This is a genomic window from Chryseobacterium sp. D764 (assembly GCF_019317325.1).
Taxonomy (GTDB): Bacteria; Bacteroidota; Bacteroidia; order Flavobacteriales; family Weeksellaceae; genus Chryseobacterium.
This window is the reverse complement of record NZ_CP079219.1, coordinates 3,636,284-3,652,625: the sequence shown is the minus strand read 5'-3', so window position 1 is coordinate 3,652,625 and position 16,342 is coordinate 3,636,284. Positions and strand designations below refer to the sequence as shown.

Below are 16,342 nucleotides of genomic sequence, written 5' to 3'. Positions count from 1 at the left end.
AGTTAGATTGCAGAAGCAGCATCTACTGATCCGTCAATTTTCTTGATCAGTCCCTGAAGGGTTTTTCCTGGTCCTACTTCTACGAAGTTGGATGCCCCATCTTTAATCATATTCTGAACAGACTGCGTCCATTTTACAGGACCGGTAAGCTGGTCGATCAGGTTTTGTTTGATTTCGTCAGGATTCGTTACCGCTGTTGTAGTGATATTCTGATATACAGGAATAGTTGCTTTTCTGAATTTTGTTTTTTCGATAGCTGCTGCCAGTCTTTCTTGTGCAGGCTGCATCAATGGTGAATGGAAAGCTCCATTTACTGGTAGTAACAATGCTCTTTTAGCACCTGCTTCTTTCAGTTTTGCACAAGCTTCTTCTACTGCTGGTGTTTCTCCTGAGATCACCAATTGTCCCGGGCAGTTATAATTTGCAGGAACAACAATTCCACTGATTTGCGCACAGATTTCTTCAACCTTAGCATCATCTAATCCTAAAATAGCAGCCATAGAACTTGGATTGGCATCACAAGCAGCCTGCATAGCTTTTGCTCTTTCGGAAACTAATTTCAAACCGTCATCAAAGGATAGAACTCCGTTGGCAACCAATGCTGAAAACTCTCCTAAAGAGTGTCCTGCAACCATTTCAGCACCAAGACCGTTTACGGCTTTTAATGCTGCTACTGAATGTATAAATATTGAAGGCTGGGTAACCTCTGTTTTTTTTAGATCCGCGTCCGTTCCGTTAAACATAATGGAAAGAATGTCGAAACCTAAAATTTCATTGGCAGATTCCATCAGATCTTTAATATCTTTTCTAGAATCATACAATTCTTTTCCCATTCCTACGAACTGAGAACCCTGCCCTGGAAATACAAGTGCTTTCATGTATTAAATTAAATATTATGCAAATATAACTATAATGTTAACAATATTCTTTTAAAGAACAATAAATCATGTTAAGGTACCAGTCTGATTACTCTGTAACCCGTGTTTACATAAGCACCGTTAGCTTTAGATTTTACAAACTCAAATTTTGTAGCAAGCTGAGTCTGAACTTTATTCATCTGTTTAAAGATTTCACCTTTTTTATTCTCTCTGGTTAACATGTCATTGACAACATCAAAACCTACGATAGCATATTTTGGTGGAGTTTTACAGTATTTGCTTTTGTAAGCAGCCAGTATTTCTTTTTCAAAGGTACCGTCTGTATTGATCTTTCTATCCATCAGATAGACCAAACTAGCCTGGCTCAGCTCATCAACTTTTTTCTCAAAAGTTGGAGAATAGAACATACTGAACGCTTTCACGCCCTGTACTTCCTTAGAAATAGCAATAATTCTGTTGGCAAAAGCATCTCCTGCTGCATTATCATCATTAGCAAGAATAGCAATAACCGGTGCAGACTGACCTGTCATCATATTCTGATCAGGCTGAATATCCGCCGGAGAGTTGACAATAATGATATTAGGATTTTTCACAGCTTTTTCAAGCCCAGCTTTGATGTAATTGGCATTTTCTTTTTTGGCATCTGCCACTACATATATTTTCTGGTCAGAATAAATTCCTTTTACTTCTTCTACAATCTTATCAGCATACGTCTGATTGTTGGTTTCAACGATAATAAGATTATTATAGTTATATAATTCCGGAGTGTTGGCAAATGGTGCTACAATCGGGATTTTCTGATTTTTTGTAAAATCAAGAACATCAATTACATTAGATTTAAAGAAAGGTCCGATAATAAGATCTGTATTATCAGGGTTAATCTGTGTCAAAGAATTTTTGAATGATGCTTCATTTCCAGAATCTACTATTTTGACATCCAGTTTCTGTCCTCCTCTGGCATTCCTTTCAATAGCAAGCTTAGCTCCTGTTAAAAAGTCAAGTGCCATTGCTCTGTACTGCGTTTCGTTTGTGCTGTACCCGAATGGAAGCATTAGGATCACACTAAGGGCATCACCATTTTTCTTACTATATGCTGCATCCTGTTTTTTGATCTTTAAAACCATTCCGGTTTTCAACCCATGAGAAAGGTCCGGGTTAAGAGCAATAAGCTCATCTATAGAAACACCGAATTTATTCACGATGGAAAATACAGTATCTCCCTGCTGAACGGTATAGGTTACATAATCATCTCCTGCAACAACATTGGTAGAGGTAGTTGATTTTTCGTTCCCAGAATCCATTTTTGCTTTTGGATTTGCGGTCTCAGCAACACTATCAGTATGTGTGTTATTATTGGATGTTTTTATTTTAATGGTTTCACCAGGTTTAAGTCCTTTTTCTTCCAATCCTGGATTTAAAGCAAAAAGATCCTGCTGGCTGATTCCAAATTGTTTTGTAATTCTGTAATAATTATCTTTAGACTGAATCAAATAGGATTCTCCCTCTACAGAAGTAGTAACAACTGTAGGTGTAATCGTTGTTATTGTTTTTTCTACAGGAGCTTCAGCATGTTTTTCTACTGTCACAGCTTGTTGAGTACCACCATACTTTTTAATGCTTGCAAGAGGTAAGGTGATTTCATCTCCGATTTTCATGTGGGAGTCCAGGTCAGGATTCAGTTTTCTCAAATCAGTTTCAGAAATTCTGTATTGTTTTGTGATGCCATAGATCGTTTGCTTTGGCTGCAAAACAATTTTACCCATGGAAGAAGTACTTGTATTTGAAGTTACTTTTTCTACTGGAGCTGTTTTTGTGACAACCGGAGTGGCTGCTTTCTCTGATTTTATAGTTAAAACATCTCCGATAGCCAGCTTGCCATCTTTATGTTTTGGGTTTAGCTTCAGCAATTCATCTACAGTCATTCCATACTTTTTGGCAATGTTGTAAGGATTATCACCTTGCACAACCGTATGTGATTTCTGGGCTGAAACTCCCAAAACCATACATAAACTGGATAGAATAAAAAACCTCTTTATCATATTCGATAATTATAATTTACAAAAATACTTCTTTAAAATTAAATGGCAACAATTATTAATTTGGAATCTTGAACCACCATTTCTTCCAAACAATTTTCAAGCCACGAATAACCATAATCTGAAAAGAATACACTAAAATTATAGACTCTCTCTTGCCATGTTTTAGCTGGATGAACATCTAAAAACAGATTTTCAAGTCTTTCCAGTAACTCATTTTGTTTTATTTTCTCAGCATGGAGCAGACGTTTTTTCATTCTTTTGAAAGACTTCAATTGTCTCACTTCTTCTGCCTTCACCATATTTCCAAATGACTTCTCAGTGGTTTCTGCCGAAGCTCTCAACGCTGAAAAACTGCTGATCAGCAACTCCTCTTTCTCGTTGAGTAATTGTAAAATCGGATTGTCTTTTAAAATTTTATGATTGGTGAGTACGGTAAAATTCTGGAAAAAGTCTTCTATTTTAAGATCCAGTTTCTCAATTTTCCCTAATGTTTTTTCTTTCAGGAAGAGCATCGAGTTTCTTGGAATAAGTATAGGGAACGGAATATTAATTTTTGAAAAATAATCTTTAAGTTCAAGCCAGTACATAATTTCAGCATTTCCTCCAATATAAGCCAGATTCGGTAATACATTTTCCTGATACACGGGACGCATTAAAGCATTGGGACTGAATTTTTCCGGATGATTTTCCAATTCAGCAAGTATTTCTTCTTCTGTAAACTGAATCGTTTTATCTACGATAATGTATTTCTGTCCGTTAAATTCAATTCTGTCTCTGGTTTCAGAAAAATAGAAAAGGTTTATTTCACGGGGATTTACCTGAACTTTCCCGTATTTTTCCGTCAGAAAATCTACTTTACTCTTAGATGTTTTCTGTAAACTGAAATGAAGAAGTTCATCTTTAAAGATCTCCTTCATCTGATTTTTAAGTTCTTTAGAATCTCCATCCAGAATCAAAAGTCCGAATTCTGAAAAAAGACGGTTGACAAGAATCTTAATCGCGTCCGTTAAAGTGTTTCCTGTTTTATAAGCTTCCTTCATCATTAAGATCAGCTCGGTTCCAAAAATGGAATCTTTGAATTCTTTTTCAAATTCAGAAATAAAATAGGTATCACTGATCTCAATTCTTCCTACCGGACCACCGGATTTCTCATTGGTCTCATAATAATTATTATCGGTTTTAAAATGATTGATCTCAGCAAAATCATGATCTTCTGAAGCCATCCAATATACCGGAACAAAATTAAAATCCGGAAAATTTTCTTTCAGATAGGTACATGTCTTTATGGTCTGCAGAATTTTATAAACAAAGAAAACAGGTCCCGAAAACAGGTTCAGCTGATGTCCCGTTGTAATAGTAAATGTATTGGGCAGTTTAAGATTCTCAAGATTTTCCTTCTGTTTTGAAGAAAGGGAAAGACTTGAAAGCTGGCCTTCAAATACCTCTGATAAAATTTCTCTCTTCCTTAATGAAAAAGAGTCTTTTTTCAAATGAATCTGTTGTTTAAAATGATCTAAAGAAAATGTATTATTTTCAAAACCCTCAATTTTCTGATTTAAAAAATCTTTTACCAATTGAGGAATGCTTTCTATATCGTTGAATGATATTTTATTTATTGTTTTCAACCTGTACAGTTTTTAGTTGAACAAATACCACACAATTCCGATATTCAATCTGAAATCATATACCGGATAATGTGGAAATGCATATGCTTTGTTATTGGAAATAACAGTTCCTATCTGCTGACCTTCTATGAAAAAGAACATTTTTTTCACCTTCATATTGATATAGATATCGGCGATAGGCTGCCCTCCAATTGAAAATGAATCTGCTCTGGGAAGGATATATTCATTAAGAACAGGGAAATAATCTCTTGAAGCAAATTTAGAGAAGTAATAAACTTTAATACCTGCCTGAATTTCCGCTGCTTTTTTGAATGCTTGTGTCTGGTAAAAGAAATTAGCTCTACCAATAAAGCTTGGCATAGGAAGCAATTCTTTATTCGTTAAAGTATTTTGGAAATGCACTCTGGTATTCAGATGGAATTTGTTGAAACTGAATGTAGCATCACCTCCGATCTGAGAGATATTCACAGAATTATCACTTTGTTTCGGGCTTCCATTGCTGTCAAAATAAGTATAGTTATCTATTCTGAAATAATTGGCAAAAATCTCTGTTTTAAACCATTTCAAATTGATACTTCCCCCCACTTCCATTACAGACTGGTTCTTTGCATTTTCAAGATAATAATTGAAATTATTGTAAACAGAAGTATTCAATAAGTAATTGAATGATGGATAGGCACTTTGGAAATTTACTTTAGCATTAACGAAATAATCTTTAATAGGTTCGAACTTCAGATTATTGGTTGTTTTCAGGTAGCTTTTAAACTGGTTTCCGTTTGAAAATTCCAGGAATGAGTTCAATTGAATTTTATCCCAAAGTTTTACCTGTAGATTTCCTACAGCTCCGATTCTGTTTTCTTTAAGCTCACCAGGAAAAGGAACGCCATTAAGGGCAACAACATCTCTTATTCCCAATTTGATCATCTGATAACGCACACCAGCATCCAGTTTGAATTTTTCATTATTAAAAATCAAGCTAACTGTATTGCTGAAGTTTTCAGAATATTTTTTTGTGGTGAGTGGAAAGCCGTTAACCAACTCAGTAGGAGCATCATACCAATAAGGCTCCAAAGCTGTTTGATTATAGTAATATTTATTCCCCTGATGAGAAATAATATGTCTTATACTGAATGGAAATTTCCCGGAATTGAATGGGCTGAACTGATGACTCAGGTAGTATCTTCTGTAAGAAAACTGTGAGCTGCTTGATGCCAGGTTTACCTGAGCATTTTGTCTGTTGCTGTAATTACTGTCACCATTCATAAACAGATTATCTTCTGTAATACCTCCACTTTCCTGATTGTTTACATTCTGGTGAAGATAGTGAGCGAAAATTTCATAGTTTCCACTTTTTGAAGTATAATGACCTGAAAATAAGGTATTGTTATTTGCCGCTAATGAGTTTCTGTAAAGTCCCTGAGAGCGAAGTCCCATATATTCAAGAGCAAAATTGAATCTTTTCCCAATATTTTGAGTGTAAGTAGAGGTTAGCGCCGCCCCGTTTCGCATTGCATTATGGTATAAAAATGTAGCGGTAGGTGTTTTTACATCATAGTATTTCACATCATTTGCTCCAATAATCATATAAGATTTATTGGATGGCAGTAAGGAAAGATTCTGTTCATCATTCACCTCAAATACCAGAGGATTGAATCCCGATCCTATATTGGCAGTCTGTACTCTACCGAAGTTATCTTTATTATTTTGTTGTGAAAAGATGTAGGTTTTATCAAAAGTCATTACGGTATCAAAAACTTTCTTTTCAGAAAACTGAGTCTGATACTGGTAATCATTAATAGTAGGCTTAAAGATTTTCAGGGAATCTTTCTTCCCGGAATCTATCACAAGAGTGTCTTCTTTTTTGGGTTGAGGCTTGGTCTCAGCTTTATTAACGACCTGAGCCCTTGCTACAAAACTTAAAGAGAAGAGTATGAAAAGGATGTACTTCATTATTCATTATTGTACAGCAAAAATAAGAAATAAAAGGAAAGTAATAAGTAAAAGCAACTTACACTTTATTTGGAACTCGACTAATTTTTTCTAAAAACCCAGTAAACTAATTCACTTAACTCTTTATTTAGTTAATTTTAAACTTGCAATTGTTTTTATAAAATGACTTTAAATCAAGTCAAAAATACTCATTTTCTTAAAATTATTTTGTACATTCACAAACAAAACTAACCATTATTTTATGAAGACCGTTCCAATTTTGTTATTTTTATTCATCTGTTCAAATTATAATTCACAGACATTACTATCCCTATATGGTACTGGGCTTGTACCCAGTAATAACTCAGTAATAGGTAGTAAAAAATCTGACAAATTGACTTACGATGAAATAGAAGGAAGCGCCTATTTTGATAAGCAATTTTCAATGGCATCAGTATCTACGAGTTATGAAGATGTTTTAGTAAGATATAATATCTATAAGGACGAAGTAGAATTCAAGAAAAATGAAGAGATAATGGTCTTACCTAAAACGGATACCTTTTCAAAAATTGTATTTAAAAATTCAAAATATGTACTCGTTTTGTTAGACTCAACAGGATATTATTTTGAGATTGTAAAAGGTAAATATGCTCTTTACAAAAAACTTAAAACAAAGTTTATAGATTTTGTTCCTGCACCTACACCTTATCAAGCAGATCAACCAGCGAAGTTTAGAAACATGGAACCGGCATATTATATTAAAACCAATGATCGGCTTATTGGAAATTTTAAATCAACAAAAGATTTAGCGTCTCAACTTCCAGATAAAAAAGATGTTTTGAACAGCTTTCTAAAATCAAATAAAATAAAAGTTGATAAAGAAGAAGATTTAATAAAATTAGTTAATTTTCTGAACCAACAGTAATATTATTTCCTACTTCTAAAAAAGAACTTTATAAATAGTTATACTAAAACAAAGACCAGCTGTTAAACAGCATGGTCTTTTTATTTTTTAATTTTGTAAAATCACACATCAAAAAATGAAGTAGATCATAAACAAATTCTCTATATCATCAGTTGTCTAATTTTGAGTCTTTAACTTTTTCTTCTATAGCATGTAAATACATCTTTTAAAAGCTATAAAAAAACAACCACTCCTAAGGAATGGTTGTTTTTTTTATTTCAGATGACTATAATATTTCTATAATCAAATATAAATATTAGTGGGGTTTAAAAATACATCTTGCAGTAAATGGATTACTAAATAATGATTGCCCTACTACAATATCTATAATTCCTGTATTTGGATCATATGTACCTGTACCACCTTTACCATATGACACATCACTTTTAAATGTAGCAGTCCTACAGTTGATAGTAATTACCCCTGGGTGAAGATATTGGTTATTGTAACTTGGATCTTCAGTAGCCCAAGCAACAAATGTTGGACCCCATGATGAATTAACTTTAAACTGATTATCTGTGCCTGCTACAGGAGTGAACACCTGCTGATGAGAAGGAGCATTATCTCCAAATGCGATAACATCTACATCATAAGTCAAAGGGAAGTTTGTTAATGGACAAGACATTTTAAAATTAACGACTACCTCCTGATTGAATATAGCATTACCAAGAGTACCCGATTTAAGTTTAAAAACAGCAACTTTTCCAGCCTCAGCTGCAGTTTCTGTTACTTTAATTTTAAAATCACCCAATATGCTTCCTGATTTTAGAACGTCAGTTCCCTCAACAATCGTGAAGTCAGTTCCTAAAACAGCAGTAGATTTACTAGCATCAAATACTAGCTCAACATTGTGATCTCCATCTACAGCTTTAAGAACACCATAAGTAACCAAATAATCAGCACTATTTTTATTCAGAACAACAAATGCCGTTTGTTCTGTTTTGTCAAACTCCAATAAAGAGTTTCCTTCATATGTCGGCTCATCGTCGTATTTACATGCCACTACTGTAAGGCCAAAAACAATTAAAACCGAAAGAAATTTAAATATATTTTTCATTTTCTATAACTTTGATAAAATTAATAACCAGGATTTTGAACAATAGACGGGTTACCTAATACTTCAGATTGTGGGATAGGAAATGTCCATCTGTAATCCGTAATACTTAAAGTAAGAGGTGTGCTTACAATATCATCTGTATGACTTCTATCAATGCTTATATCTGCTTTATTAGCTTTACCTAATCTTCTTAAGTCAACATACCTAAAGCCTTCAAAACAAAACTCAACTCGTCTCTCTTTTAATATATCACGGTAAGCTTCTTTTTGAGAGGAATAAGATAATGCAGGTGCTGTACCAGCAAATCTTCTTGCATCCCTTACTTTCTTAACATTCAGAGCTGCATCAGTTAAATTATTTTCTGCAACTGCAGCCTCAGCAAGGATTAAGTACATTTCAGAAAGTCTGAATATTTTCAAATCATTTCTAAGCGGTGTATTACCTTTACCCGGGTATTTATCGATAACCAAGACATCCGTAAATCTGTAGTCTGCATCTGTATCATATGTTGCACTAACTAAAGAAGTAGGATCAATAAATGCCCATCTTCTAACATCATAAGCAGGATCCATTAAATTAAATAAGTTCCGTCCCATATCTAATAAAGGAGAACCATTAAGATCCGTGGTATTAGTAGTAAAAAGATTTGCCACATTGCTCCAAGAGCCTGCTGAAGGTCTACTAAGTGCAAAAATAGTTTCTCCTTGAGCTGCATCTACCCACATTTTTCTATATGGGTTTGCAGTTGAAGCTGAATAGAAAGCTGAATTGAATGCAGTACTTCCCGGATTTGCAGGCATAGGGGTTGCTATAGTTAATGCTCCACCTGCATTAATAACAGCTTGTGCATACTGTTTTGCTAGTGTATACTTTTCTCTGTATGAATACATTCTAGCTCTAATAGCATTAATTAGATTATTTGTTACAAAAAAGTATGAATTTCCAGGTTTAAGATTCGTTTCAGCAAAATTTAGATCACTCTCAATCTTAGCATAAATTTCTCCATTAGTTACTCTTGGAAGTTGAGAATCAATTTCAGGAACTCCTTCTACCCAAATTACACCTAATGCACTATCATCAGCCATATTTGTAGTAAAATAAGATTCTAATCTTAAATACGCGAGTGCTCTCATAGTCCTTGCTTCAGCTAAAATAGAGTTATACTCTGCTTCTTCACCTGATTTTGGAGTTATCGTAGTGGCAGCTCTCAACAGCCTGTTAACACGGTTAATTGTAAGATAGCTGTTTACCCAAACGCCTGTTACCTGTGCAGTAGCACTATTTAAAATATATCTGTGCTCAGCAAAATACCAACCTGAGTTTCCTGGTGTAATACCTACTTCATCAGTAAATGCCGATGTTAATTGTATTTCATTGCCAGTGTCATATGAAGTATATATATTTCCATTTAAAAAAGATCTTAAATCGGAAACCCTTTGAAGTGCTACCTGTTCCGTCAATTCTCCATCTTGTACGATATCAATTGCATCCTTACAAGATGACAGAGAGAAAGCTATCGCAACACCATATATTAAATATTTGATTTTTTTCATTTTATAACTTTTTTTTAAAATTCAATATTTGCACCTAAACTCACTGTTTTCATATTTGGATAAACCGATAAAGAATATGCAAAATTTGGTTCTGGATCATATCCTCTCCATTTTGTCCATGTAAGTAAGTTTTCAGCTTGAACAAATACCTTCATACCTCTAACAAAGGTATTTTGAAGAACTGATTTTGGTAAACTATATCCAACGGAAAGATTCTTTAATCTTACGAATGATGCGTCTTTTAAAAATCTATCTGAATAATCAGCTAACTGAAGATTGGTTGCTGTTAAAGAAGGAATATCTCCGTTCAAGTTAGTAGGAGACCAGGCATTAAGCATATCTGCTGACTGGTTCCAAGTACCAATACTTGATGGATCATATAACCATGCCATCGCATTATCATATTTCCAAACATCTGCTTGATAGGTAAAGTGAGCATCAACAAAAACACCTTTATACTCAAAGTTGAAACCAAATCCTCCACTCCACACAGGGAACATATTCTTACCTGTAGCTCTTGCATCTGTTGTGTTATTAATAGTTTCAGTTGGATTACCATTAATATCTTCATAAAGAGCCTGCCCATTCGCGGGATTAACTCCTAAATAAGGGGCAAGAAACCACTGATCAATAGGCCCACCAACAACATTTCTATTTGTTCCGGCATTATCATCCTTAACTAAAGATAAAATCTTGTTCTTATTATAGGCAGTATTACCATATATTGAAAGTTTTGTACTCTCACTCTGAATAATGTTATATCTTAATAAGACTTCAATACCTCTGTTTTGAAGCTTACCATTATTACCTTTAATAGAAGTTGTTCCTGTAACCGCAGATAAGTTAATATCATTGTATAGATCTTTTGTTGTTTTATCATAAACATCAATATTACCTTCCAGTTTCCTATTCAGCATTCTGAAATCTAAACCAATGTTAGTCTGTGCAAGCCTTTCCCATTTTACATCAGGATTAGCAAATACTCCTACTCCTAAGGCCCCTGCGATATTATTATAACCAGTACCTGCTAAGTAAGTATCTCTAACAAGGTTAGTCCCCACTAGCATTGGGTTACTACCTGCAGATACAGCAATAATGTTTTGGTTACCTTGCTCACCATAAGAAACTCTTAATTTCAACATATCGAATATAGATCCTTGCATAAAGTTTTCTTTATCGATGTTCCATCTACCTGCAACTGACCAAAATGTAGCCCACTTGTTATCAGAAACAAATCTGTATGATCCATCTCTTCTCACCAATGCACTTACCCCATATTTACTATCATAGTCATAATCTACAGTTGCAAAATAAGCTAAAGCGCCTGCTTTAATTTTATTTGCTGAAGCAGTTGGTACATAATAAACAATAGGTGAACCACCACTTGGGTTAGCATAGTATACAGGGTCAACATAACCTGTCCCTGCTCCAAAGACCCAGTTTATAGGGTTCAAACCTGTTCTTCTTTGAGATGTACCGTTATAAATAATTTTAAGATAATCTAAATAAACACCTCCATTAATAGTATGTTTATCTCCAAAAGTTTTGTTAAAGTTTAAACTAGTAATAGCGTTATAGTTAAACTCTCTTGTTTTTGCAAAATCTTCAATACCACCAAATGGATTCGGATTTACAGTAGTATTCGCTGTAGATGCAGCTGTTGCTATCGCTAAATAGTTCCAAGGAGCTCTCGCAAAATTAGTTTCTTGATATTTATAATCTACCCCTGATTTATGGTTAAGTGTTAAATAATCAGTTAATTTATATCCTAAATTAATATTCGCAATAATACCTGTTTCGGTTCTTTCATTTGGCATTGAACCTTTTCTTAGTACATCTTCAAGAGAATAAATATTTTTTCCTCCATCAAAATTAGTCCCTATAGCATTATATAGTTGCTGTCCATTTTGATAAAGTCCGGATTGCAAATATGGTAATCCTGCATTAGCACCATGCAATGGGTTTTGAATAGAGTTGTTGCTTATATTAGCATTAGTTTCTTCATCAAGCTGATGTCTTTTTGAAAATGATAATGCAACTTGGGCTCCATAAGTAAATTTACCATTATCTGACTTACCATTTAAATTATTTCTAAAAGTAAATCTCTTAAAATCAGAAACATTAGATACAATACCTGTTTGATCAAAATATCCTAGGGATGAATATAAATTTACATTTTGTCCCCCTACTGTCATTGCTACGTCATGCTTTTGTGTAAAACCTGCATTAAAGAAAACTTTTCTCCAATCAGTATTCACTGCATAGCTGTTTATCTGTGCATCGGTAAGTGTAGCCCCTAATCCAGCACCTGCTCTTTTCTCTAATGTCAGCGCTTGCTGGGTATTAGACATGTTATAGTCTGTCTTTGGTAAAAAGCTCACTCCTGTAAATCCATTATATGAGAATCTCATTGGTGAGTTATACTTACCTCTTTTAGTATTAATAACAATCACCCCATTTGCAGCTCTGTTACCATAGATAGAAGTTGCAGCAGCATCTTTAAGAATAGAAGCAGATTCTATGTCACTATCATTTAAGTTTCTGTATTGGGTCGCATTAGAAATAATACCATCAATAACATATAATGGTTCAGATCCTGCGCTTAAAGACCCTACCCCTCTAATGATTACATCAATTTTCCCAGATCCAGGTTGACCTGATGTTGAGTTAATTGTCAAACCAGGCGCTTCACCTTGCAAAGAGTTCAAAAATGACGTTGTAGGACGATTTTCAAATTTTTCTGCAGTAACAGTTGTAGAAGCTGTTACGTCTTTTGCTTTTGTAGATACTTTACTATATCCAAGTACAACTACCTCTTCAATTTTTGTTTCTTTTGCCGCTTTTGGCTTAATAGTGTCGCTTGCCTTTTTTTGAGCAAACGCAGCCTGGCCTGTAAAAAACAGCACACCAGCTGTCAATACACGTAATTTAACATTCATATTAACAAATTTTAATATATTTAATGGGCAAATATGTTAATAAATATTAACATCCACAAATTAAACCACTGTTTAAACAGTGGTTTTTTTTAATATTTTATTTGAAAATAACGCAAATTAAATAGGATTCAATAATAATAGATGGTTTTTATTCAATAAAAAATAATTTTTTTACAGACCAAATTCATTTTAACAAATTATTAATAATTCAAAAAAAATTATTTAGAATCATTATAAATTAATTGAGTATAAAAAATAAAAAAACCACTTTATAAAAAAGTGGTTTTCACATATTTAGGATATATTTATTTCAGTTTCTTCTTAACAGCTACTTCTTCGTAAACTTCAAGAATATCTCCGATTTCGATATCATTATAACCTTTCAGGTTCAGACCACATTCGTAGCCTTTTGTGACTTCTTTAACATCGTCTTTGAAACGCTTCAAGCTTTCAAGTTCACCGTCAAATTTAACAATACCATCTCTTAACAGACGTACTTTCGATTGTCTTGTAACTTTTCCGGTAAGAACCATACATCCGGCAATTGAACCAACCTTAGAAATCTTGAATACCTCACGGATTTCAACATTACCAATTACCTGCTCCTGAATTTCCGGAGAAAGCATTCCTTCCATTGCTTCTTTTACCTCATCTATTGCTTTATAGATTACAGAGTATGTTCTGATTTCAATTTCCTCACGGTCTGCAAGCTCTTTGGCATTAGCACCTGCTCTTACATTAAATCCAATGATAATCGCATCTGATGCTGCTGCTAAATTGATATCAGATTCCGTAATCTGTCCTACACCTGAGTGAAGGATTTTTACGCTGATCTCCTCTGTTGACAATCTTTGTAACTGATCAGAAAGTGCTTCCACAGAACCATCCACGTCACCTTTAAGAATAATATTCAATTCTTTGAATTCTCCTAAAGCAATACGTCTACCTAATTCTTCAAGCGTTGTATGTTTTTTCGTTCTGATAGAAAGTTCTCTCTGAAGCTGTTCTCTCTTGTTGGCAATAGCCTTACCTTCACTTTCGTCAGCATATACACGGAATTTATCACCAGCAGTTGGCGCTCCATCTAAACCTAAGATTGTTGCAGGAATTGAAGGTCCAGCTTCATTAAGGTTTTTACCTCTTTCATCAAGTAATGCTTTTACTTTACCATGATTTTTACCAGCTACTACATAGTCTCCTACTCTTAATGTTCCGGTTTGTACTAACATGGTAGCAACATATCCTCTACCTTTATCTAAAGATGCTTCAATAACAACACCATTTGCAGAACGATCAGGATTCGCTTTTAGTTCAAGCATTTCAGCCTGTAATAAAACTTTTTCCAATAATACGTCTACATTATTACCAAACTTAGCTGAAATTTCCTGCGCCTGAACATTTCCACCCCATTCTTCAACTAAAACCGGAGGGTTTAAGCCTGAAAGCTGTTGACGAATGTTATCAGGGTTTGCATTTGGCTTATCAACTTTATTGATTGCAATAATCATTGGTACCTGTGCAGCCTGGGCGTGAGCAATTGCTTCTTTCGTTTGTGGCATTACATCATCATCAGCAGCAATTACAATAATTGCAATATCCGTGATTTGTGCACCTCTCGCTCTCATTGCTGTAAAGGCTTCGTGACCAGGAGTATCTAAGAATGTAATTCTCTGACCGTTTTCCAGTTTCACGTTATAAGCACCGATGTGCTGAGTAATACCTCCAGATTCACCTGCAATTACGTTAGTTTTTCTAACATAATCCAATAATGAAGTTTTACCGTGGTCAACGTGTCCCATTACAGTAACTACTGGCGCTCTTGATACTAAGCTTTCTTCACTGTCGATTTCATCTTCGCTGTCACTTTCTTCAAGGTCAGCATCCGAGAATTCAATTTTATAACCAAACTCGTCTGCTACCAATAATAAAGTATCAGCTTCAAGTCTTTGGTTCATGGTAACCATTACACCTAGTGAGAAACAAGCAGAAATTACTTCAGTTGGAGAAACGTTCATCAAACTTGCCAATTCACCTACAGTGATGAATTCTGTTACTTTAAGAGTTCTGTCTTGTGCCTCAAGCTCCTGCTGACGCTCATCCTGCTCTCTACGGAAAGTTCTTTTGTCTTTTCTGTGTTTTGCAGATTTAGATTTACCTCCTTTATTAGTAAGTTTTTCTAGTGTTTCTTTGATCTGGTTCTTAACTTGCTCGTCAGTCAGCTCAACTGGCATAACTCTTTGTCCAGGTCTATTGTTCTGGCCTCCTTTCTTGAAGCCACCACCTTGACCTTGAGGACGGTTTCCTCCACCTTGGTTGTTTCCAAAACGGTTTCCTCCTTGACCACCTTGACCTTGTGGACGGTTTCCTTGGCCACCTTGACCCTGACGGTTTCCACCTTGGCCACCCTGTCCACCATTGTTGTTATGCGGACGGTTTCCACCTTGGCCTTGACCACCTTGGTTGTTGTTATTATTTCCTGAGTTTTGATTATTCCCCTGACCTTGTTGGTTGTTTTGGCCACCAGGTTTTTCAATTCTCTTTCTTTTCTTTTTTGCTCCAGAACCTGGTTTTGGTGCAAATTGAGTCAAGTCGATCTTTTCTCCAACGATCTTAGGACCGTCAAGTTTCTGATATACTGTTTCAATTTTCTGAGGCTCCTGAGATTCAGGTTCAGCCTCAGCCGCTTTTGGAGTTTCCACTTTTTTCTCCTCCACAACAGCTGGTTTTGGAGTTTCTTTTACTGTTTCCACAGGTTTCACTTCTTCTTTTTTCTCCTCCATTTTTGGCTTGTCTTTTTTCACAGGTCTGTTTCTAGATTCTATTTGAGACAAATCAATCTTATCCAAAACTTTGAATTCCTGTTTTTCAGGAGCTGTTTTAACTTCCGGCTGTTCTTCTTTCACGATTTCTTCTTTCTTTTCTTCAACCGGTGTTGCAACAGGAGCCACAGGAGCTGCAGGAGCTTCCTCAACTTCAGGCTTCTTAGGTTCTAGATCTATTTTACCTAAAATTCTAGTTTCTGGTTTATTTGCTTTAGCTCTTATCACTTCAGGGGTTTTCTTTTCTTCAATTTCCAGTTTTTCTTCCGGAACTTTAGTGATCACCACCTCATGGGAAGCTTTTCGTTGTTCGCCGTCTTTAGCAAACTCAGCTTCCAATGCAGAATATGCCGATTCTTCCAATTGAGCGTTAGGATTGCTTTCAACTTCAATACCCTTTGATTGTAAAAACTCTACTAATCTGGACATCGAAATGTTGAATTCCTTAACCGCTTTATTTAATCTAATTTTTGGCATCTATATTATTTACTGTTTTTTAATTTTTAAAATTAAAGTATTTCCTTTTTACTGTTTATTAA

General features: G+C 34.9%; 9 protein-coding genes. 1 reads left to right on the top strand and 8 read right to left on the bottom strand.

Annotated elements, in window-relative coordinates:
* Positions 1 to 2: 2 nt before the first annotated feature.
* The 4 genes from fabD to KYG33_RS16555 all read right to left on the bottom strand — a co-directional run bounded on the left by fabD (position 3) and on the right by KYG33_RS16555 (position 6,492).
* Positions 3 to 878, bottom strand: a complete 876-nt coding sequence (gene fabD / locus KYG33_RS16570; RefSeq protein WP_077413532.1) for an ACP S-malonyltransferase — start codon at positions 876 to 878, stop codon at positions 3 to 5.
* 71 nt (positions 879 to 949) lie between these two features.
* Entirely contained in the window at positions 950 to 2,917 is a 1,968-nt protein-coding gene (locus KYG33_RS16565; RefSeq protein WP_228408611.1) for a LysM peptidoglycan-binding domain-containing protein, read from the bottom strand.
* A gap of 38 nt (positions 2,918 to 2,955) precedes the next feature.
* Complete coding sequence (gene bshC, locus KYG33_RS16560; protein WP_219072090.1) at positions 2,956 to 4,542, bottom strand: bacillithiol biosynthesis cysteine-adding enzyme BshC; 1,587 nt, start codon at positions 4,540 to 4,542, stop codon at positions 2,956 to 2,958.
* A gap of 12 nt (positions 4,543 to 4,554) precedes the next feature.
* Positions 4,555 to 6,492 (bottom strand): putative porin, encoded by a 1,938-nt coding sequence (locus tag KYG33_RS16555; protein ID WP_180565017.1) that lies wholly within the window; start codon positions 6,490 to 6,492, stop codon positions 4,555 to 4,557.
* 241 nt (positions 6,493 to 6,733) lie between these two features.
* Here KYG33_RS16555 and KYG33_RS16550 point away from each other — a divergent pair, with 241 nt between their 5' ends.
* Positions 6,734 to 7,396: a hypothetical protein gene (locus KYG33_RS16550; RefSeq protein WP_219072089.1), complete on the top strand. Its 663-nt coding sequence runs from the start codon at positions 6,734 to 6,736 to the stop codon at positions 7,394 to 7,396.
* A 295-nt stretch (positions 7,397 to 7,691) separates the two neighbouring features.
* Here KYG33_RS16550 and KYG33_RS16545 read toward each other — a convergent pair whose 3' ends face one another.
* The 4 genes from KYG33_RS16545 to infB all read right to left on the bottom strand — a co-directional run bounded on the left by KYG33_RS16545 (position 7,692) and on the right by infB (position 16,280).
* The gene (locus KYG33_RS16545; protein WP_180565015.1) at positions 7,692 to 8,492 is read right to left on the bottom strand and encodes a hypothetical protein; all 801 of its coding nucleotides are present in this window, start codon (positions 8,490 to 8,492) and stop codon (positions 7,692 to 7,694) included.
* Between the two features lie 20 nt (positions 8,493 to 8,512).
* Positions 8,513 to 10,045 carry a RagB/SusD family nutrient uptake outer membrane protein gene (locus KYG33_RS16540; protein WP_180565014.1) on the bottom strand — a complete coding sequence of 511 codons (1,533 nt, stop codon included), beginning with the start codon at positions 10,043 to 10,045 and terminating at the stop codon, positions 8,513 to 8,515.
* Between the two features lie 14 nt (positions 10,046 to 10,059).
* Positions 10,060 to 12,984, bottom strand: coding sequence for a SusC/RagA family TonB-linked outer membrane protein (locus KYG33_RS16535; RefSeq protein WP_180565013.1), 2,925 nt, complete (start codon positions 12,982 to 12,984; stop codon positions 10,060 to 10,062).
* Positions 12,985 to 13,289: 305 nt separating this feature from the next.
* Positions 13,290 to 16,280 (bottom strand): translation initiation factor IF-2, encoded by a 2,991-nt coding sequence (infB, locus tag KYG33_RS16530; RefSeq protein ID WP_219072088.1) that lies wholly within the window; start codon positions 16,278 to 16,280, stop codon positions 13,290 to 13,292.
* Between the last annotated feature and the right edge of the window lie 62 nt (positions 16,281 to 16,342).